Annotated in this window: 19 protein-coding genes; 9 read left to right on the top strand and 10 right to left on the bottom strand. The window is 63.2% G+C overall.

Features of this window, described 5'->3' with window-relative positions:
- Nucleotides 1-15: 15 nt before the first annotated feature.
- The 10 genes from OOT43_RS14160 to OOT43_RS14115 all read right to left on the bottom strand — a co-directional run bounded on the left by OOT43_RS14160 (nt 16) and on the right by OOT43_RS14115 (nt 11,011).
- Nucleotides 16-1,008, bottom strand: coding sequence for a hypothetical protein (locus tag OOT43_RS14160; protein WP_266021215.1), 993 nt, complete (start codon nt 1,006-1,008; stop codon nt 16-18).
- A gap of 111 nt (nt 1,009-1,119) precedes the next feature.
- A complete protein-coding gene (locus OOT43_RS14155) occupies nt 1,120-2,118 on the bottom strand; it encodes a DUF364 domain-containing protein (protein WP_266021214.1) in 999 nt (332 codons plus the stop codon).
- A gap of 17 nt (nt 2,119-2,135) precedes the next feature.
- Nucleotides 2,136-2,447, bottom strand: coding sequence for a hypothetical protein (locus OOT43_RS14150; protein ID WP_266021213.1), 312 nt, complete (start codon nt 2,445-2,447; stop codon nt 2,136-2,138).
- Nucleotides 2,448-2,478: 31 nt separating this feature from the next.
- Nucleotides 2,479-3,600, bottom strand: coding sequence for a molybdenum ABC transporter ATP-binding protein (locus OOT43_RS14145; protein ID WP_266021212.1), 1,122 nt, complete (start codon nt 3,598-3,600; stop codon nt 2,479-2,481).
- Between the two features lie 28 nt (nt 3,601-3,628).
- Nucleotides 3,629-5,200, bottom strand: a complete 1,572-nt coding sequence (locus OOT43_RS14140) for a flavin monoamine oxidase family protein (RefSeq protein ID WP_266021211.1) — start codon at nt 5,198-5,200, stop codon at nt 3,629-3,631.
- Between the two features lie 208 nt (nt 5,201-5,408).
- On the bottom strand, nt 5,409-5,969 hold the full coding sequence (locus OOT43_RS14135; protein ID WP_266024933.1) for a Sua5/YciO/YrdC/YwlC family protein: 561 nt from the start codon (nt 5,967-5,969) through the stop codon (nt 5,409-5,411).
- A gap of 17 nt (nt 5,970-5,986) precedes the next feature.
- Nucleotides 5,987-8,293, bottom strand: coding sequence for a type I DNA topoisomerase (topA, locus tag OOT43_RS14130; RefSeq protein ID WP_266021210.1), 2,307 nt, complete (start codon nt 8,291-8,293; stop codon nt 5,987-5,989).
- 84 nt (nt 8,294-8,377) lie between these two features.
- Complete coding sequence (locus tag OOT43_RS14125; protein WP_266021209.1) at nt 8,378-8,845, bottom strand: DUF494 family protein; 468 nt, start codon at nt 8,843-8,845, stop codon at nt 8,378-8,380.
- A gap of 35 nt (nt 8,846-8,880) precedes the next feature.
- A complete protein-coding gene (gene dprA, locus OOT43_RS14120) occupies nt 8,881-9,975 on the bottom strand; it encodes a DNA-processing protein DprA (RefSeq protein ID WP_266021208.1) in 1,095 nt (364 codons plus the stop codon).
- Between the two features lie 10 nt (nt 9,976-9,985).
- Nucleotides 9,986-11,011 (bottom strand): LysM peptidoglycan-binding domain-containing protein, encoded by a 1,026-nt coding sequence (locus OOT43_RS14115; protein WP_266021207.1) that lies wholly within the window; start codon nt 11,009-11,011, stop codon nt 9,986-9,988.
- A 174-nt stretch (nt 11,012-11,185) separates the two neighbouring features.
- On the opposite strand from OOT43_RS14115, the gene def reads away from it, so the two are divergent.
- The 9 genes from def (at nt 11,186) to OOT43_RS14070 (ending at nt 20,477) form a co-directional block, all read left to right on the top strand.
- Nucleotides 11,186-11,722, top strand: coding sequence for a peptide deformylase (gene def / locus OOT43_RS14110; protein ID WP_266021206.1), 537 nt, complete (start codon nt 11,186-11,188; stop codon nt 11,720-11,722).
- A gap of 80 nt (nt 11,723-11,802) precedes the next feature.
- The gene (gene fmt / locus OOT43_RS14105; protein ID WP_266021205.1) at nt 11,803-12,729 is read left to right on the top strand and encodes a methionyl-tRNA formyltransferase; all 927 of its coding nucleotides are present in this window, start codon (nt 11,803-11,805) and stop codon (nt 12,727-12,729) included.
- The gene (rsmB, locus tag OOT43_RS14100; RefSeq protein ID WP_266021204.1) at nt 12,726-14,021 is read left to right on the top strand and encodes a 16S rRNA (cytosine(967)-C(5))-methyltransferase RsmB; all 1,296 of its coding nucleotides are present in this window, start codon (nt 12,726-12,728) and stop codon (nt 14,019-14,021) included. Before fmt ends, rsmB begins: the two co-directional genes overlap by 4 nt.
- Nucleotides 14,018-14,575 carry a DUF4390 domain-containing protein gene (locus OOT43_RS14095; RefSeq protein ID WP_266021203.1) on the top strand — a complete coding sequence of 186 codons (558 nt, stop codon included), beginning with the start codon at nt 14,018-14,020 and terminating at the stop codon, nt 14,573-14,575. The genes rsmB and OOT43_RS14095 overlap by 4 nt, the downstream gene beginning before the upstream one ends.
- A complete protein-coding gene (locus OOT43_RS14090) occupies nt 14,557-16,761 on the top strand; it encodes a sensor histidine kinase (RefSeq protein WP_266021202.1) in 2,205 nt (734 codons plus the stop codon). The genes OOT43_RS14095 and OOT43_RS14090 overlap by 19 nt, the downstream gene beginning before the upstream one ends.
- Nucleotides 16,758-18,125, top strand: a complete 1,368-nt coding sequence (locus OOT43_RS14085) for a sigma-54-dependent transcriptional regulator (RefSeq protein WP_266021201.1) — start codon at nt 16,758-16,760, stop codon at nt 18,123-18,125. The genes OOT43_RS14090 and OOT43_RS14085 overlap by 4 nt, the downstream gene beginning before the upstream one ends.
- Complete coding sequence (gene trkA, locus OOT43_RS14080; RefSeq protein WP_266021200.1) at nt 18,125-19,498, top strand: Trk system potassium transporter TrkA; 1,374 nt, start codon at nt 18,125-18,127, stop codon at nt 19,496-19,498. The genes OOT43_RS14085 and trkA overlap by 1 nt, the downstream gene beginning before the upstream one ends.
- Nucleotides 19,499-19,500: 2 nt before the next feature.
- Nucleotides 19,501-20,088 (top strand): class I SAM-dependent methyltransferase, encoded by a 588-nt coding sequence (locus OOT43_RS14075; protein WP_266021199.1) that lies wholly within the window; start codon nt 19,501-19,503, stop codon nt 20,086-20,088.
- Nucleotides 20,085-20,477, top strand: coding sequence for a rhodanese-like domain-containing protein (locus OOT43_RS14070; protein ID WP_266021198.1), 393 nt, complete (start codon nt 20,085-20,087; stop codon nt 20,475-20,477). Before OOT43_RS14075 ends, OOT43_RS14070 begins: the two co-directional genes overlap by 4 nt.
- The last annotated feature ends 43 nt before the right edge of the window (nt 20,478-20,520 follow it).

Genomic DNA, 20,520 nt, shown 5'->3' with positions numbered 1-20,520 from the left:
CCCGGCGAGAGCGCCTCACAAACAGTAAGGCTCCGCGGCCCACTGCTTCAACACGGCAGCGTCACGGTCGGGCAGATAGGCATAGTCCTTGGACAGGTCGCGCTGCACAGCTTCGCCTACGTGCGGCGAAACCAGCCCCTTGAGCATGTAGAAGTACCAGGCGAAGGGATAGCCCGCCTGCGTATCGAAGCGGTTGAGAAGCGCCGCCAGTGCCTTGCCTTTCTTGCCGTCCGGCCCTTCCAGGCGCGGCACTTCCCGGGTGCGGTTGTGGACGATCTCGACGTTCATGATCTGTTCGCCATGGCGGCCGATGTGCTGGAACAGGCGCAGGCTCCAGTCCTCGCAGAAGGCTCTTTGCAGGCCTGCGCTGCTGGCGTTCCAGTCGTCCATGAAACGCTGGGCGGGGTGGCGGTCTGCACGATGCCGCCCCAGCTCGCGCATGAACAGGGCCACCTCGGTCTTCCGGCGGTAAGTGTAGCGAGCGGCGCCCACTGCAAAAGGCTCGACGGCGACCGGCTCGATGGGATCGATCAGCTCCTCAAGGTCCTCCGGCGGATTCTCCGCATCGATCAGATAGCGGTCTGCCGTTTCCTGCGTCCGGTCCACTTCGATCTGAACGAAATCTTCCGCGCGCGGCCCGGTCTGGGCGACGAGGTAGAGGGTGACGCCGGTGTGGTGGGTAGCCAGGAAGCCGCCTTCCTCGCAGTGCGCGAGCAGCGTGTTGAAATTCTGCCCGCATTCGATGTAGGTGCGCTCCGCCCACTCGCCGATGTCCGCCGCGATCCTGGTGCCGTTCGGCTTAACGATGCCGCCCAGGCGGTACCACTCATGTCCCAGACGGGCGAGATGCAGCGGATACGTAGGATAGGCCTGGCGCAGCCGGTCCAGTAGGCCTGCGTCGTCGGAAGACGCCAAAGTCTCCTTGCAGAGCTTGTCCAGCAGGTGACCGTCGAACCGGGCCGGGGCATCCGAATCGTGTTCGGGCGAAACTCTGACTTCAGCAACCATCGAGACCATCTCCAGAAAGATTTGATTCCGATCGCATTGTACTGTCCCGGCAAAACCCGTCAATTCACATGGTTTTTGGGGCGTCCGAGGCCGACGGCCATCGGCGCCGGATCAGCAGCGGGAGGCGCTGGAAAAACGTCCCGGGAGCGGATCGGGAGAGGCATCCCAGAGCCGCTTGAAGCAGGTGTCCAGACGCGAAAGACGGCGGTCGACCGCTTCCAGTTGCGCAAACTCCGGGAAACGCACGGAACCGCCCCGACCATACCATGCTTCCATGTCCTGCTTGAGGCGCTCCCGCTCCGCCGCCGCCGCCGCGATCATGCGGCGCGCCCAGGACTTACTGGCTTCCATGCCGATGGGCGCGATCCGGTAGCGCACCCCGGAATCGAAAATCCGCACGCCGCCGCCTTCGCACACGGTAGCTTTCAGGATTCCGGGATCGGCGGTCTCCACGCCGGCCAGATAGTCGATGCCGAAATGCTGGAGTTCCGGCAGCCAGGGGGCGGTGGGGCCCATCAGCACCGTGGTGGCACCGCGCGCCAGGGTCGCAAGACGTGGAAAGGTCTTGTTCGGAATCGACGTAGCGGTGAGGAATACCCAGTCCGCTTCCGGGAGCAGGTACTCGCAGGCGGAATCCGGCAGATCGTCCGGACCGGACTGACGCTCTAGGACAGTCAGTTTCAGGGCATGGGTTTCGGCGAACCGATCCAGTCCGGGATAACGGCCGATCACCACGACCCGCTTGCCGCGCATCTCGGCGAGGAAGTGCTCGAAAACGGCAAGGTTGTTGTTGGCGCCGGCCTTCGGTTCAAGCGTCTCGCCTTCCGGGAACAGGCCGAGCCGGTTGATGCCGGCGTTGACCGCCGCCATACCGACTGTGGCCCGGTAAGGATCGAACTCCCGCACCCACGCGGCCAGTTCGGACAAGATCTTGCCGCGCAACGTACCGGCCCAGGGAAGAGTCCGTGTGTGAACACCCGGGCTCATCGAGAGCCCGACGGCGTCGGCTTCGCAAAGCGTCCAGACCAGACCTATCGCTACGGTGCTCACCGGCACCGGGGCACCGGCATAGTCCTGCAGCAGGTCGTAGATTTCGTAAGGGTTCGTCATCCGCGAACGCGGTCGGCTCAACCGTCGCGGTTAGCCAAAGCTTGGTTTTGAACCACGCGAATCCGTTCCGAAAGCCCTTTGGGGCTGCACGCATAGGCCTCCTTGGCTGCATCCAGCGCCGCCTGGGCGGCGGCGGCCTCTTCCGCCGAGAGCGGCAGCCGGCCCGCCATGTGGGTAGCATCCGGCATCGCCGCCAGGATGGCATCCCGGTTGGGGTGCTCGCTGACGGAAACCAGGCGGGTGGCTTCCTTGTGGCCGTCGAGGCAAACGGCCAGTCCGATGACTTCGACCTTGCGGCCGTCCTGCGTAGTCTTGATATAGGTGCTCATAGATGTCTGCCTTGAGAATTAGCTCGATTCTTCAATGGATGACCGGTAGTTCCAACGTATCGCCGGAACGCCGGTCCTGTGAAGGGATTCCCACATAGGAGAACGCATGCACCTTGATCAGGCAATACACGGTGTCTCCTTCCTGCAAAGCCATTTCATGGAGCGCTTTGAGGGAAATGCCAGCCAGCAGGGTGACGCCGCAGTCGATCTGTACGACGGCGTGCCCTGGCGTGCGGATGACCGCGCAAACCCGGCCCTTGATCTGGTTCTGGATCGACGTCCCCCGCAGGTACTGCTTCGACAGGGCAACGTCGCTGGAGCGGATGGAGACGTGAGTGGAATCGCCCGGCGCCAGATGCGCGGCCATCGGCAATACCAGCTCAGTACCGTGGTAGTAGGCGATGGTGCAGCCGTTCTCGGCCTCGTGACCCAGCACGGTCACCGGAAGGATACTCTCTATGCCCTGCAAGGCCGAGACGGCGGAAAGGATTTTGTCGGTGATGATTTCATGCGGATCCCCGACCCCCAGGATGCGGCCATTGACCATGAGCACCATGCGGTTGGTGAGTTGCAGCACCTCGCCCAGCGAATGGCTGACGTAAATGACGGGGACGTTCAACTCATCGCGAACTCGCGTGAGATAGGGCAGCAACGCCGAGTTGGAAACGCCTGAAACTTCGAGTTGATCGTCGAGCAGCAACAGGCGTGGCGCGGGGATCAGCGCATGCGCCATCGCAACCCGCTGCCTGTCTCCCGGCGTCAAGGCGTGAACGCCGCTCTCGAGCAAGGGCTCAAGCTCCAGCAGGTCGACCACCTCGCCGAATCCGAAAGCACCGGTTCGCACCGAATTCTGATGTGCGTCCTGGAGTAGCGCGCGCACCGTCTGCCGCGGGTGGCTGGCCGGATCGAAACGCACGAGGCCGACCCGGCGGCGGGCGGCGGGCACGCGCACGCCCTGGCGGCTGTCGAAAACCGTATCGCCGCCGAGCCTGATCCAGCCGCGATGCGGGCTGACGACGCCGGCGATCACGCCCAGCAGGGTGCTCTTGCCGGCGCCCGGCGGCCCGAAACAAGCAGTCATCGGGCTGTCGATCGTGAGCCGGGCGGACAGATCGAAATGATCCCGGCTCAGCCTTACATCCATTTCAAGCATCGAATACCCCTCCGCGTTTTACTCTCTATCATGCCGCCGCCCGCACAGCCAAACGGCCCGCGAGCAGAGCGTTGACGTTGTAGGCGAACTCGCGCCAGGCGGCGGCCAGATCGCGAGCCGTGGTCTCCAGATAGTCGGGCGACGGCCGATGCTCGGACGGGAAATTGGACAACGCGCAGGAGCCGCTGTTGAACGCGATCGCCTCGTCGAGCAGGAACTTGTTGAAGCCGACGAAGGGTGATAGCAGGTCCTGTGCCAGCGCAGCGACTCCGGTGTCGATGCTCCCGGCAGGGGGATCGAAGGAAAGCTCGCCGAGCCTTGCCAAGGCTTCGCTGTAGACCTGCTCCATGACACCGAGCACGGCCCGCTGGGTTAGCTGCTCGGCGCGCTGGCTTGCGAGATTCTGATGGAGCAGACGCTTGTAGCGCTCGAGAACCGCCGCGCGCTGAGCGGCCACCCACTCGCCGAACCCGGCGATGCCCTGCTCGTTCTGCGCAATCCCCGGCGCGACAGAGGGCCGCTCCAGGATCAGCGCCCTTTGGAGTCGGGCAGCCGCCTCCAGAGCGCCTTCGAGGTAGCCGCCGCCATAGCTCGCGGTCTCCGAACCGCCGAAATGCAGCCGCCCACCCCATTGCGGCCGCCGCAGCAGCGGGTGGCCATATTCCGGGTGATTGTCCGGCGGCACATGATCCCTCCGGCTGCAGGTGTAGGGCTCCTCCGCCCAATCCTGAAACCACATCTCCCCCTGCTCTGCCGCGATGCCGAATACCTGCACCAGCTGGCTGGAGACCAACATCGGCATGCCTTGCCGCAGGTTCGCCCGCGCCTCCGGAGGCAGCGCGAAGAAGCCGCCCAGGGCGGCCCGTTCGGCATTCGCATCGCAGGCGTCAAAGATCTCGCCGAGCACGACATGTTCGTGCTGAACGAAAGCATTCCCGGATTGCCCGGCCTCGCGCCAGAAGGGTTTGTCGTAGGCGATCACCGCCTTCGCCTGATCGGCCATCCAGGTGTAGGTGTCGCGCAAGGCGTCGAGTACCTTGCCGTCCAGGGCCGGTTCGAAGCGAACCCGTTCTTCGACCAGGCGCGGCGGCATCGCGAGCACCACGCGGCGCGCGGCGACGACGACGGACTCCCCGCCGCAGACGAAACTCAGCTCCACGTGATCGCCGCAATCGGTGATGGCGGTCAGTTCATGGCCGAGCCTCAATGCGCTGAGAGGAAGGCTCCGGCTCAACGCGTTCACCAGGCTCGCCATTCCGCCTTCGAGACGGTGGGCCCCGCCGTGCAGACCGGGCCGGCTCAGCGTGTCCGGCGCCTTGTCGTGATCGGTCAGGTACAGGACTTCGCCGGTATCGTGCTGGGGAAAGCTGTGCAACCCCAAATCGTTTACCAGTTTGAGCATGCGCGGCTGGATTTCCGGCCAGAACCACGTGGGCCCGAGGTCCAGCGCGGTGCCGGCCTTTTCGCTAGGCACCGACAGGATGCGCCCGCCGAGACGGTCGCGGGCATCGAACAACGCAAAATCGCGCCGCTTGGCGTGCAGGCTCTGGGCAAGCGCCAAGCCGCACAGTCCACCTCCGACAATGGCAATTTCGAGCATAGAGGGCTCCTTACATTCCGGGATCGTTTAACGACTCCCAGCAAACAGCGTTCCATCGCCTCGGCGAGTGCACAGAGAGCCCGGAAGACCGCGGTTTCCCGAGGGCTACCGGCTCCCGGGGGGGCCTGCCGGCGGCATCTCAACAGGGTAGTTCTCCCACATGGAAACCGGCTGGACCCGCCTTTGTCGGATTTGCGACAGGCGCCGCTCAGCGGATGCGCTGCCCGCTCATTGCGTCGAAGATGGGGGTGGGACGAACGGCGCCGCCGAGGCGGCCGGGCAGGAAATGGATCGCCTGACGGGAAAACTGGCACCACAGCCGCACCGGGGTTCGAGCGGGCCGATGCCCTGAAAGGTTGGCGCTGGTCGAGACGATCGCGCCGCCAAAGGCGCGGCACAGGGCGGCCGCAACGGGGTGGGCAGTGACCCGGACCGCCAGGGAATCATGGGCACCACGCAGCCAGCCGGGAATAGCGGGGCGAGCCGGGATCAGCCATGTCGTGGGACCGGGCCAGCTCGCGCGCACTTCACCGGCGCGCGGGACGCGGGCAAGGTCGACCAGGACTTTGATGGCTTCCACGTCCGCCGCGATCAGGATCAGACCTTTCGTCTCGCTGCGCTGCTTGAGCGCCAGCAGCCGACGGACAGCGTCTTCATTGAAGGGATCACATCCCAACCCGTAGACCGCTTCGGTGGGATAGGCCACTACCCGACCGCCGCGCAGAGCATCCGCGGCAAGGCCGACACGGAACCCGGAAACCCAAGCCACGGGCGCCGAGCCGACGCTCAAGCGGCGGAATCGGTCAGCGGCTCACCTTCGTATGGCGCTGCATAACCGCACTCCTTACGCGGACACACTTTCTCGGTGCCACGGCGCTTGGTGGTCTTCAGGGTGAGCACCGGCCACTGGCAGGCGGGACAAGCCTCGGGAATCGGCGGATTCCACACGGCATAGCTGCATTTGGGGTAGGTCGAGCAGGAATAGAACAGCTTGCCGAAGCGCGACTTGCGCTTGGTCAAGGTACCCTGGTGGCACTCCGGACACGTCACGCCGGTATCGGTGGGCTTCTCCAGCGGCTCGATGTGGCGGCAGGTGGGATAGCCGCTGCAGCCGATGAAGCGGCCGTAGCGCCCCGTCTTGATGACCAAGGGCGAGTTGCATTTTGGGCATTGCCGCCCTTCGACGACTTCGGGTTCGGCCTGCTCCGATTCCTTGCCCGCCAGATTGCGCGTGTATTTGCACTGGGGATAATTGTTGCAGCCGATGAAGCGCCCGTTGCGCCCCAGCCGGATCGATAGCGGACTCCCGCATTCCGGGCATTTCTCGTCGATCGCCTCATGCGTCACGTCGGCCCGTTTCAGGCTTTCGTCCTTTTCGCCGATCAGGGTGTGGAATGGCCCCCAGAATTCCCGCATGAGCGGAATCCAGTCCTTTTCCCCGCGCGACACGGCGTCCAGATCGTCTTCGAGATCGGCGGTGAAGTTGTAGTCGACGTAACGGTTGAAATGCTCCGTCAGGAACTTATTCACCACCCGCCCCAGATCGGTAGGATGGAACCGCTTGGTTTCCAGCTCGACGTAATGCCGCTGCTGCAACGTCGAAATGATGGTCGCATAGGTCGACGGCCGGCCTATGCCGTACTCTTCCAGCGCCTTGACCAGGCTGGCCTCGGTATAGCGCGGCGGCGGCTCGGTGAAATGCTGCGAGGGGATTACCTCCCTCAGGTCGACCTCCTGCCCCTCCGCCAGTTTGGGCAGATAGATTTCGTCGCTTTCCTCCGGTACATCGTCCTGACCTTCCCGGTACACCGACATGAAACCCGGATGGATCACGGTCGAGCCAGTGGCCCGGAACAGGTTGTCGGTACTGCCGCAGGCGAAGTCCACCGTGACGGTGTTCAAGGTCGCATGGACCATCTGGCAGGCCACGCTACGCTTCCAGATCAGGCTGTAGAGCTTGAGCTGGTCCGGCGTCAGATGCGCCTTTACGGACTCCGGGCTGCGGAACGCCGAGGTCGGACGGATCGCCTCATGGGCCTCCTGGGCGTTCTTGCTCTTCGTCTTGTAGAGGCGCGGCTGCTCCGGCACGTTGTCCTTGCCGTAGCGCGACTCGATCAGCGCGCGCAATTCCTGGATCGCTTCCTGGGCCAGGTTCACCGAATCGGTGCGCATGTAGGTGATCAGGCCCACCGCCTCGCCGCCGAGGTCGATGCCTTCATAGAGCTGCTGCGCCACCGTCATGGTTCGCCGGGTGGTGAAACCGAGCTTCCTGGCGGCTTCCTGCTGCAGGGTCGAAGTGGTGAAGGGAGCAGCAGGGTTGCGCTTGCGCTCCTTCTCCTCGACCCTGGTCACCCGCAGTTTGCCCCGGGCCTGATCCAGCAAGCTCTGCCGCGTGGCTTGCGCCTGCTCTTCGTTGACGATGCTGAACTGCTCGAGCTTCTTGCCGGCCAGATGGGTCAGCCGTGCCGAAAGCGCCTGATCTTCGGATTGGATCGCCGCCTCGATGGTCCAGTATTCCTGGATCTCGAAGCGCTCGATTTCGAGCTCGCGTTCCACGATCATCCGTAAGGCGGGGCTCTGCACCCGGCCCGCCGACAGGCCGCGGCGGATTTTCTTCCACAACAGGGGCGAAAGCTTGAAGCCGACCAAGTAATCGAGCGCCCGCCGGGCCTGCTGGGCATGGATCAAATCGGTCGACAGCGGCTTAGGGTTAGCCACCGCTTCGGTGATCGCGCGCTTGGTGATCTCATGAAAAACCACCCGGTGCACCGGCTTGCTGTCGAGCACTTGCTGTTCCTTCAGCAGTTCGTACAGATGCCAGGAAATCGCCTCGCCTTCGCGGTCCGGGTCAGTCGCGAGGTAAAGCGCATCGGCCTTTTCCATGGCCTTGGAAATCGCCTGCACATGCTTCTTGTTCTTTTCGATGATTTCGTACTTCATCGAAAAATCGTGGTCCGGATCGACCGCGCCTTCCTTGGGGATCAGATCCCTCACGTGCCCGTAGGAGGCATAGACCTGGAAAGACTTGCCGAGATATTTTTCGATCGTCCGGGCTTTGGCCGGCGATTCGACGATGACGAGATGTTGAGCCATGGATGAAATCTGCCTCAGGCGGTGGCTCTTGGGGCGGGCTGCAGCTTCGCGCCTGCAGTCCCGGCCGGAGCCTCCGCCCGGACTCTAGTGGATATAGCCGGGAAAGCTTTCATAAACGAGATTTTCCATGCGTGCGAACGCGACTTCCTCGCTGGGCTGGCTGAACAGCACCATCAAGACGACCCATTTCAGATTTTCGAGCGAGATGGGTTCCTCGTTCAAAGCCATGAGGCGATCGATGACCATTTCCCTGCTCTCCGCGGTCAAAATGCCGCTCTGCTCCAGAAACATCAGGAAACCGCGGCATTCCACATCCAGCTTGGCCAATTCTTCCGACGAAAAGATTCGGAAAGCGGGGAGGGAGGCGGCACGCATCGGCTGTTGGGCGCCCAGCGTCTCCAGCCAGTCGAACGCCCGATTGATCTCCTGCTGCGGAAAACCCGCTTCCAGCAACTCGGTCCGCATCTCGTCGGGATCCGGCGCCTGCTCGGCATCGCGGTCCAGATAGTTTTCGAACAGGTAGATCAACACATCAAACACGTTTTCTTTCATTGGCCCTCTCGAGTGGGGGAGCGTCGGTACGCTCCCTACTTTATACGGCAGTATCCGCCGCCCGGCGCAGCCGCCACATGGCCCTCCATCTCGAGCAGGACGAGTTTCGAGGCGATGAGGTTCGCTGGATAACCTGTTGCCGCGACTAGAGTATCCACGGACGTCGGCGCATAGGCAATATGTGCCAGAATCCGCGCGGCTTCCGCGTCAGTCGGCTGCGGAACAGGGGAATCTCCGTGGAAATCCACGAAACCCGCCAGCGCGCCGAGTTCCTCGAGAATGTCCGGGACCGACTCCACCAGCTTTGCGCCCTCACGAATCAGCGTATTGCAGCCGCGAGCCAGGGGGTCGAGGATCGAACCGGGAATGGCGAAGACCTCGCGCCCCTGCTCCATCGCCTGGCGCGCAGTGATGAGCGAGCCCGATTTCAGCGCCGCCTCGACCACCAGCACACCGAGACTGAGGCCGCTGATGATGCGGTTGCGGCGCGGAAATCCCTCCCGGCTCGGTGGAGTGCCGGGCGGAAACTCGGACACGAGCACCCCGCCGCTGGCGGCGATGGCATCGGCCAGCGCCTGGTGCCGGGGCGGATAGATCCGGTCCGGCCCGCACCCGAACACGGCGACGGTCGGGCCTCCGGCCTCCAGGGCCCCCTTATGCCCGGCGGCGTCTATTCCAGAAGCCAATCCGCTGGTGACCGCCAGCCCGGCTCGAGACAAGGCCGCGGCAAACCGTCTTGCCGTCCGCTCCCCCGTCACCGTAGGATTGCGGCTGCCGACGATGGCGATCTGCTTGCTCCTCAGCACGGCGGCGTCCCCTCGCGTGAATAGCACCACCGGAGGATCCGCGATCTCTCGCAGCAAAGAAGGATATTCGCGATCGTGCAGAGTGAAGCAACCGTGTCCCGGTTGCGACAGCCAGGCGAGGTCCGCCTCGACATCCTCCCATCGCGGGCGCATCAGGCGATGCAGTGCATCCCCGTTCAAGCGCAGCCCCTCGTAGGCCTCCCGCGGCTGTGCGAACACCGCGCCGGCCGAGCCGAACCGCTCCAGCAGCGACGCTGCGCGGCGCGGCCCGACACCAGGCAGCCGCACCAGGGCCAACCAGCAGCGCAAAGAGGCGTCCGTCATCGGCCGGACATCACGGAGACTTCACGATGTCGCCGATGTGCATCGCCTTGACCGCCTTCATGACCAGCGCGTAACTGACGCGGTCGAAAGGCCGGAAGACCACCAGCGAACCCGACCAGTCCGGCGGCGTCTCGACGACGTTGCCGAAACCGCCGGCGACGTAGTCTTTGATCATATCCGCTTCACGGTAGATGTCGAGCACGTGCCCAACCTCCAGACCGTCCCTGCCGCCCCGGTCCAGGACGATCACCTGGTATTGCCCGATCTGGGTCACGCCATCGAGCACACCGATGATCCTGCCGGAGAGCGGCTTCTCCGGAGCGTGAAGCGTGTACGAAGTCGTAAGCTCTTGAGGCTCGACGGCCAGCAGGCGGTCACCGATCACGGCCTCCCGCTCGGCCCGGACCAGGAGAAGCGCCGACGGCTCGCCGGCACTGCGGACCTGGGCGTCCCCGATATACAAGGCTTCATAGCCGAGCACTTCTTCGGTAGCCCCGTCGCGATAGGCGGGGCCAGGACGCACGACCGCCAGAACGCTATCCTTAGCTTCTTTGACCCCTCGCGCATAGATGCCGTAACCGGCGCCGCCGGAGATATGCTCGTCCGGAAACCCGACGATGTAAGGGAGGGCATCGACGTCGGAACTGTCCAAGATTCTAGGCCTCGTCAGGAATGCCCGGATGGCGTCCGCCGGAATGACCGGAATCTCCCGTACCAGCGGCGTCACCCGGATGACGGGACTCAACGGGACGGCCGGGGCGGTCTCGAGCTCGATCCTGGGCCCGCCGCCGCCCCGGCGCAGCACGAGCACGTCGCCCGGGTAAATCTGGTCGGGGTTACCCAATGCCGGGTTCCGGTACCACACCTGCGACCACTGCGCCGGACTCTGCAGAAAGCGGGAGGCAACGTCCCAAAGCGTATCGTTCGCCTGCACCAGGTAGCGCTCCGGATGGTCCGGATTGAGGGCGATCTCGGCCGCCAAGGTCCCTGCGCAGGCGACGAGCAGCGCCAAGCCCGCTGCGAACCTGGCGGTCATGGGCATTTTCGTGACATCGTGAGGAAACTGGAGTGAAGTTTGCTTGTCTTACCGTTCACAGACGATGCATTTCCCGCTGCATCAGGCTTTAGATTCATTCTCCCGGCGGAATTCGTTAGAATTCCCCATGCTTGAGCAGCTATGTTTCCCGCATGCCCGGCGGAAGAGGCTACCGTGACCATTCTATCCATTCTCGAATTTCCTGACGAACGTTTGCGCAAGAAGGCTGCGCCGGTCGAAGTTTTCGACGATGCCCTGCGCAGGACCGTCGACGACATGTTCGAGACCATGTACGCTGCGCCCGGCGTCGGCTTGGCGGCCACCCAGGTCAACGTGCACAAGCGTATTCTCGTCATCGACGTTTCCGACGAGAAGAACGCACCGCTGTGCCTGATCAATCCGGAATTGCTCGGAAGGAGCGGGAACGGCGAGATGGAGGAAGGCTGCCTGTCGGTGCCCGGGATTTTCGAAAAGGTGTGCCGGGCCGAGTCGATCAGCTTCCGCGCCCAGGATCGCAACGGGGATTTCTTCGAAATGTCAGCGGAGGGGCTGCTGGCCGTCTGCATCCAGCACGAGATGGACCACCTGGAAGGCAAGCTCTTCCTCGACCATCTTTCCGCTCTGAAGCGCCAGATGGCGCGCAAAAAACTTCAGAAAGAGCGGCGGCTGAGGGAAATCCACAAGGCGCCACGCGCTGCGGCGGCCGTTTGACCGCCCGAAGCCGGAGCGAAGACGCTGATCACCCACCTCCGGCGAGCGCGCCGCATCCGCCCCACCGTAGTAACGGCTTCATGAGAATCGTATTCGCCGGCACGCCCGAGTTTGCCGTCCCTGCCCTGCACGCCCTGATCGCATCCGGCCATTCACCCTGCGCCGTCTACACTCAGCCTGACCGGCCTGCCGGCCGCGGCCGCAAAATCTCGTTCAGCCCGGTGAAGCAACTCGCGGCCGACCACGGACTTCCCGTGTTCCAGCCGGAGTCGCTGAAAGGGCCGGAGGAACTCGAACGGCTGCGCGACCTGGCGCCGGACCTGATGGTCGTGGTTGCCTACGGCCTGATCCTGCCGACGCCCATCCTGGCAACTCCGGGATTCGGCTGCGTCAACATCCACGCGTCCCTCCTCCCCCGCTGGCGCGGTGCGGCCCCGATCCAGCGCGCCATCCTCGCAGGCGATATGGAAACCGGCGTCACTCTCATGCGCATCGAGCCGCGTCTGGACGCCGGCCCGATGCTCGGCAAACGGAGTTGCCCGATCGGCGGCGACGATACCGCCGCCTCCATCCATGACCGTCTCGCCGGACTCGGGGCCGAATTGCTCATCGAATTGCTGCCCGAGCTGGCGGCCGGCCGCCTGCCCGGTGAACCCCAGGACGAGAGTCAGGTCACCTACGCCGAGAAGATCGAAAAATCCGAGGCACGCATCGACTGGCGGCAGGATGCGCCCCCTATCTGCCGCCGGGTGCGCGCGTTCAATCCCTGGCCGGTAGCGGAAACGACGTTGGCTGGGACGGTACTGCGGATCTGGTCGGCGCAGGCTCTGGATACCCCGCCGGACGCCCCGCCCGGTACCATCGTCGCCTACGCGAAAAACCTCGATGTGGCCTGCGGGCAGGGAACTTTGCGAATTCTTGAAATCCAGGCCCCAGGAAAGCGGCGGATGAGCGCCACAGACTTCCTCAACGCTCATGCGATGGACGGAAAACGGCTGGGGACATGACCGCTAAAACCCGCACGCTGGCTACCGCGGCGCTTCATGATGTCGTCGTCGACCGGCATTCGCTGACCTGGGCGCTGGGAAAACGTCTTTCCTCATTGACGGATGCGCGAGACCGGGCGTTCGTGCAATCGCTGTGCTACGGCGTAATTCGCGCCTTCGAGCCGCTGGACTTCCTGCTCGGCGAACTGGCGACCAAACCGATTCGCGACCCGGAAGTCCGGCTGCTCGCTCTGATCGGTCTCCACCAATTGCGCAGCATGAACGTCAAACCTCATGCCGCGGTTTCGGAAACGGTCGAGGCGGCCGGCCGGAAAAGCTGGGCGAAGCCCTTGCTCAACGCCATTCTGCGGAACTATCTGCGGCGCAGGGACGAACTGGAAAACCGGGCCCTGCAGGACCCCGCGAGCCGGGACGCCCATCCCGTCTGGGTGCGCGACCGGCTCGCCGCCGACTGGCCCGAGCAGTGGGAAACTCTCGTGCAGCAGAACAACCTACCGCCGCCGATGACGATCCGCGTCAACCCACTCCAGGAGAACCGCACCGGCTACCTCGCACGGCTGGCCGAAGCCGGCATCGCCGCCCGCCCCTGCCTCCATTCGCCCTGGGGGCTGACTCTCGAATCGCCGGTCCCGGTCGAAGCATTGCCGGGTTTCACCGAGGGGCGGGTGTCGGTCCAGGACGAAGCAGCCCAGCTGGCGGCACCGCTGGTGGGTGCCGAACCGGGCGAACGGATTCTGGACATGTGCGCCGCTCCCGGCGGGAAAACGCTGCATATGCTCGAACTCAGCCGGGGAGACATCGAGGCCGTCGCGCTGGACATCGATGCCGAACGGTGCACGCGTATCCGCGAAAACCTGGAGCGGGAAAGACTGTCCGCCACGGTGGTCACCGGCGACGCCCGCTCGCCGGAATCCTGGTGGGACGGCCGCCCCTTCGACCGCATCCTGCTCGATGCGCCCTGTTCGGCGACCGGGGTCATCCGGCGCCACCCCGACATCAAACTGCTACGGGAAGCGCGCGATCTCGACGCACTGCATGAACTTCAGGCTGCCATCCTCGACGCCGCCTGGCCCCTGCTCAAACCGGGCGGCATCCTCGTCTACGCCACCTGTTCGGTCATCCGCGCCGAGAACGAACTGCAGATAAGCCGCTTTCTGGAGACCCGCGGCGATGTGGACGAACTGCGGGTGACCGCGGACTGGGGCATCCCCTTGCGCCATGGACGCCAGATTCTGACAGGGGAATCCGGCATGGACGGCTTCTTCTATGCCCGTTTGCGTAAGACGACATGAACAGGTTTGCCGGCTGGCTGACCCTGTTCGGCCTCCTCGCCCCCATCGCAGGCTGGAGCGCCGAAGCGGGATTCATAGTGCGCCGCGCCGAGTTGTTCCGGCACGAGGACCGTTCCTGGGGGCTCGATGCCGACATCGATTACCATTTCAGCGAGACCGCCGTCGAGGCTATGCATAACGGCGTCCCGTTGACCCTGGTCATGCGTCTTCGGGTTAAGCGGGTCAGGCCCTGGTGGTGGGATGAGACCCTGATTTCCGAAAACCATCGGCGAACCATACGCTTTCACCCCCTGGCGCGCGCCTATCAATTGACGAGGGCGGAATCCGGTGTAACCGAGAATTTCGCCAGTCTGCACGCTCTCCTCGAGGAACTGGGCAGGATAAGAAACCTGCCGGTCGACGCCCCTCGAACGCTCGCCGGCGGCGAATATCGCGCCTCCCTCTCGGTGACATTGGACATCGAATCGCTCCCACTGCCATTGCGCCCCACGGCCTATCTCTCCCCCCAGTGGCATCTGAACAGCCCCTGGTTCCGATGGTCATTCGCAAACTGAGAATCCGCCTGCCGCTCAGTCTGGTCGTGATCGCGCTGTTCACGGCCATTGTCGCCTCGCTGCACCTGATGAGCTCCGCTACCCAGAGTTCGCCGCAGCTCGGCAGCATGTACTCGCTGCTGGTCCTCATCAATTCGGTCGGCTCGATCCTGCTGCTGACGCTGGTCGTCGTCAATGTGTACGGACTCCTCCGGCAACTCGCCAAGCGAGCGGCCGGCTCCCATCTGACGGCCCGCATGGCGTTTCTCTTCGTCCTGCTCAGCCTGGCACCGGCATCCATCGTGTTCTATTACTCCATGCAGTTCCTCAAGCAGAGCATCGACAGCTGGTTCGACGTCCGCATCGACCAGGCCATGGAGGATGCGCTGGAGCTGGGGCAGGCAGCGCTCGACGAGCGGATGCGCACCATGCTGCACCAGACCGAACAAGCGGCGGCAAAGTTGCAGCTTGCGCCGATCATGGAATATCCCTTGCGCCTCACCGAACTCCGGGACGAGTTGGGAGAGGGCGAATTCACGGTGTTTTCGAGGCAAGGGAGAATCATCGCGGCCGGCGGCTCCCAACTCGGCTTCATCCTCCCCGATCTGCCGGATGCCGGGGTTCTGCTCCGGGTGAAGCAAGGCAAGTCCTACATCCGGCTGGAACCCAACCAGGACGGCAATCTGCAGATCCGCTCCGTCGTGGCCGTCCCCTCCGACGACCCCCTGTTCCTGCAAGCCGTGTTCCCGGTACCGCTGCGAATCTCCCAACTTGCCAGCACGGTCGAAGCGGCCTATGTGCACTACAAGGAGCTTGGCTTCCTCCGCAGCTCCCTCAAGCACACTTTCATTCTCACGCTGTCGCTGGTGCTGCTGCTCAGCCTCCTGGCGGCCATCTGGGTTGCGTTCGTCAGCATCCGCCGAATCGTCGCCCCGGTGCGGCGGCTGGCCCAGGGCACGCGCGCGGTCGCCGAAGGCCGCTACGGCCAGCGCCTCGCGGTGCGGGCGAAAGACGAACTTGGCTTCCTGGTCGAGTCGTTCAACACGATGACCGAAAAGCTCGCCCAGGCCAGCGAAGAAGCCCGGCTGTCGCGGCTCGAAGTCGAGCGCCAGCGCACCTATCTCGAAACCGTGCTGTCCAATCTGTCTTCCGGGGTGCTCAGCTTCGACAACACCTCCCGGCTCCTCACCGCGAACCGTTCCGTGGACGACATTCTGCACGCTCCCGCTCACGACTACCTGGGCCTTCCCATCTCCCGGCTCAAGGCCGAGCATCCATACCTCGCCGAACCGCTGGACCGCATCGAGCGCTGGTTGGAAAAGGGCACGGGCACCTGGCAGGGCGAGATATCCTTCGTCGGCCCCACGGGCCGGCGCGAGCTGTTCTGCCATGGCACCCCGCTGTTCAATGGCAGCGGGGAAAAACTCGGGGCCGTGGTGGTCTTCGACGACGTCACTGCACTCATCCTTGCCCAGCGTCAAGCGGCGTGGAGCGAGGTCGCCCGGCGTCTTGCCCACGAAATCAAGAACCCGCTCACGCCGATCCAACTCTCCGCCGAGCGCCTCCATCACAAGCTCGCCAGCCGGCTCGACGCCCGCGACGCGGAAGTCCTGGACCGCTCGACCCGCACCATCGTGCAGCAGGTCGAAGCCCTGAAAGCCATGGTAAATGCCTTCGCCGAATACGCGAGATCTTCGACCATCCAGCTCCGGCGGGTTGCTCTGGCCGAAATCGTGGAAGAGGTGGTGGCTTTGTACCCGCCGCAATCCGGCATCGGTTTCGATATCGATGAAGAACCGAACCTGCCCAGAATTTCCGCCGACCCGCTGCAACTGCGGCAAGTCCTGCACAATCTCATCAAGAATTCACAGGAAGCACTGGCGCCGTCCACACAGGGTAATATGTGCTTTGTTCTTCGCAGGGCGGTCGACCAGGGAGAAGCCTTCGTGCAACTGACGATCCGGGATAACGGGCCCGGCATTCCGAAGGACCAGGCGGATCGGATTTTCGAACCCTATGTCACCACCAAGACCAAGGGCACCGGCCTGGGACTTGCGATCGTCAAGAAGATCATAGAGGAGCACGGAGGGACCATCCGCGTGGAAAACGGGCACCAGCAGGGCGCCGGCTTCATCATCCGGTTCCCGATACCTGACACAGACATGCGAGCCGAAGCGAATGGCGGGAGCTCTGGAGCGAGATCATGAATCAAGGCTGCATATTGGTCGTCGATGACGAGCCCGACATTCGCGGACTGGTGCAGGACATCCTCACCGACGAAGGCTACACCGTGGTTTCCGCCGAAAATGGGGCCGCTGCCCGCCAGGCCGTCAGGGACCATCGGCCGGACCTGGTCCTGCTGGATATCTGGATGCCGGACGAGGACGGCATTTCGCTGCTCCGGGAATGGCTGGAAAGCGGAGCGATAGACTGCCCCGTGATCATGATGTCCGGACACGCCACGGTGGAAACCGCCATTGAGGCCACCCGCCTTGGCGCCCACGACGTGCTGGAGAAACCCATCTCGATGGCGAAACTTCTGATTACCGTGGAGCGGGCACTGGAATCGGTCCGGCTGAGGCGCGAAACGGTGGGGACGAGACGCATCGCCGAAATGGCGGCGGTGGAGCTGATCGGCAAGAGCGCTACGATGGAGCTGCTGCGGGAGCAGATCAAGCGCCTGGCGCAGCATGACGCACGCGTCCTGCTGGTTGGAGAGGCGGGCAGCGGCAAGGAAACCGCCGCACGGTACCTGCATACCCATAGCTCGCGCCGCTCAGGGCCTTTCCTGGAAGTTGCCGCCGGCACCATTTCGCCTGCGGCCTCTGCCATCGAATTCTTCGGCAGCGAAAACAACGGCAAAATCCGCAGGGGATTGCTGGAACAAGCACATGGAGGCACGCTTTTTCTCGAGGACGTCTCCGATCTCGAGCCGGAAACCCAAGTGCGCCTCCTGGGAGCGTTGGAGACCGGTGCGTTTTACCGCGTCGGTGGAACCGAACCCATCCACACGGATTTCCGTCTGGTCGCATCGACGCATGTGCCCCTGGACGATGCAGTCCGCGCCGGACTTTTCCGCCGGGAACTGTTTTATTTGCTGAATGCTGTGACGCTCAAAATTCCGCCGCTTCGAGAACACAGCGAGGACGTCCCGGAATTGCTCCGCTTTTATGTTGACTATTTCGCCAGCCGGGAAAAGCTCCCGTTCCGGCGCTTTCCGGTGTCGGTACAGAATTTCTTACGTCACTACGCCTGGAACGGCAACATCCGGGAGCTGAAAAACTTGGTCCAGCGGCTCTTGATTCTGGGCAGCGGCGAAGATGTCTCACTGGACGAGGTCAAATCTATACTCGGCGGCACGACCGACACGCTTAGAGCGGAAGGCAAATCCGACTTTTTCGAGCTTCCTCTGAAGGAGGCCCGCGAACGCTTCGAGAAGACTTATCTCGAATACCATCTGGACAAATACGGCGGCAGCGTTGCCCGGCTATCCCAGGCTATCGGCCTGGAACGTACGCATTTGTATCGAAAGCTCAACGCCTTGGGCATCAAATTCAAAGACAAGCGCTGATGAAGATCATTATCCTGGGTGCCGGCCAGGTCGGCACGAGCGTACTTGCCAGCCTTTGCAGCGAGGATAACGACATCGTAGTCGTCGACAAACAGACCAGTGTCTTGCGGGAGTTGCACGACCGCTTCGACATCGGCACCGTACAGGGTAATGCGGCGCATCCCACGGTACTGAAGCGCGCGGGCGCCGACGACACCGACATGCTCATCGCGGTGACCAGCGATGATGAAACCAACATGCTGGCCTGCCATATCTCGCACACCCTGTTCAACATCCCGAAAAAGATAGCGCGGGTGCGCGCCATCGAATACCTGAGCTATCCGGAGATATTCTCGAAGGAAGGCCTGCCCATAGACGTGGTCATCAGTCCCGAGCAGATCGTCACCCAGATGATTGAACGGCTGCTGCAGTATCCAGGCGCCTCCCAAGTTCTGGATTTCTCCGAAGGGCGGGTCCGGCTGGTGTCGGTCCGGGCGCTGACGGGAGGCCCCTTGGTCGGCCGGGAAATCCGCGAGCTTCATCAGCACATGCCGAATGTCCATGCCCGGATCGCCGCCATTTTCCGCAATGCTCGCCCGATCATCCCGAACGGGCGGCAGACGATAGAACACGGCGACGAAGTGTTCTTTATGGCCTCATCCGAGGAAATCAGCGATGTGATGAGTGAGCTGCGTGAGCTCGACAAGCCCTACAAGCGGCTCATGTTCGCGGGGGGCGGGCATGTCGGCAAGCGGGTGGCGCAGGCGTTGGAGCAACGATATCAGGTCAAGGTCATCGAGAAGAACGCCGACCGCGCCAAGAAGATCGCGGGAGACCTGACCAATACCGTCGTGTTGCTGGGAGACGCCTCCGACAAGGAACTGCTGTTGAGCGAAAACATCGAAAACACCGATATTTTCTGCGCCATCACCAACGACGACGAGGCCAACATCCTCTCCGCGATGCTGGCCAAGCGGCTGGGTGCACGACGCGTCATCAGCCTGGTCAACAAAGCCGCCTACGCGGATATCGTAGATCCCAACCAGATCGATCTGGTCATTTCGCCGCAGCAATCCACCATAGGTGCCCTGCTTCGTCATATCCGCAAAGGCGACGTGGTCCAGGTCCATTCGCTGCGCCACGGTGCCGCTGAAGCGCTCGAAGCGGTCGCGCACGGAACTCCGGGGAAATCGAAGGTGATCGGCATACCGATAGACCGCATCCCTATTCCGCCAGGCGTGGTCATGGGAGCCCTGGTCAGGGATCAGGAGGTAATACAAGTCCATCACGACACCGTCATAGAGGAGGGGGACCATGTCATCATGTTCCTGCTCGACAAGAAGGTGATCCCGATCATCGAGCAGATGTTCCAGGGGGATGCCTCGAGGAACTGACGATGGACGGTGAAACGACCCGGCAAAAATGGGACCGGATATATCGGGACTGGAAGGGCCCCCTCCCCGGAGCTGCAACGGTGCTGTCCGAGAATGAGCACCTTCTCCCGGCCAGCGGCAGAGCGCTGGACCTCGCCTGCGGGCTCGGCGGCAATGCCATGTTTCTGGCCCGCCGCGGGTTCGAGGTGGACGCCATCGACATTTCGGAGGTGGGAATCGAGGCGTTGAACAGTGTTGCGCGCGCCGAAGCGCTTCCCGTCGATACCCGCGTAGCAGATGTCATGGAACGCCAGTGGTCCGCCCAAGGTTACGACGTGATTGTCGTCGCCAGATTCCTGGAGCGAGCGTTGGCGCAGGACATCGCGGACGCGCTCAAACCTGGCGGTTTGTTGTTCTATCAGACTTTCGTAGAAAGCAAGCCCTGCGTTTCGGGCCCCGGCAACCCGCGCTTTCTGTTGCGCGACAACGAACTCATCCGGCTCTTCGACCGGCTGCTGATCCGTTATTATCGGGATGAAGCACTGACGGGCAAGCCGGAGGCCGGCCAACGTGACGAAGCTTTTCTTATAGCCCAGAGACCCCATTCATGATTGAGCAGATCGACCCTGCTGCCGCTTGGCAGTTCATACTGGACCATCCCGATCACGTTCTTCTCGACGTTCGCGACCCCATCGAGTTCGCGATGGTCGGACACCCGGCGGGAGCTAGCAACGTTCCGTGGAAGTTTGCACCGGCCTGGCGAATCAATCCCGATTTCCTCGAAGGGGTCAAACAGCTTGCACCCGATGGCGCGACTCCGATCTTGCTCCTGTGCAGAAGCGGCCAACGGTCGCAGGAAGCTGCGGAACAGCTAGCATCCGGCGGCTATTCGAAACTGTACAATATAGTCGAAGGCTTCGAAGGCCCATTGGATGACAGCCGGCATCGCAGCTCAAAAGGAGGGTGGCGTTATCGCGGTCTCCCCTGGGAGCAAGGCTAAACGCGTCTCACAGTTCCCCTTGAAACCGCTGAGTCGAATCGCG

This window comes from Methylococcus mesophilus (assembly GCF_026247885.1).
Classification (GTDB): domain Bacteria; phylum Pseudomonadota; class Gammaproteobacteria; order Methylococcales; family Methylococcaceae; genus Methylococcus; species Methylococcus mesophilus.
This window is presented reverse-complemented; position numbering and strand designations above follow the sequence as displayed.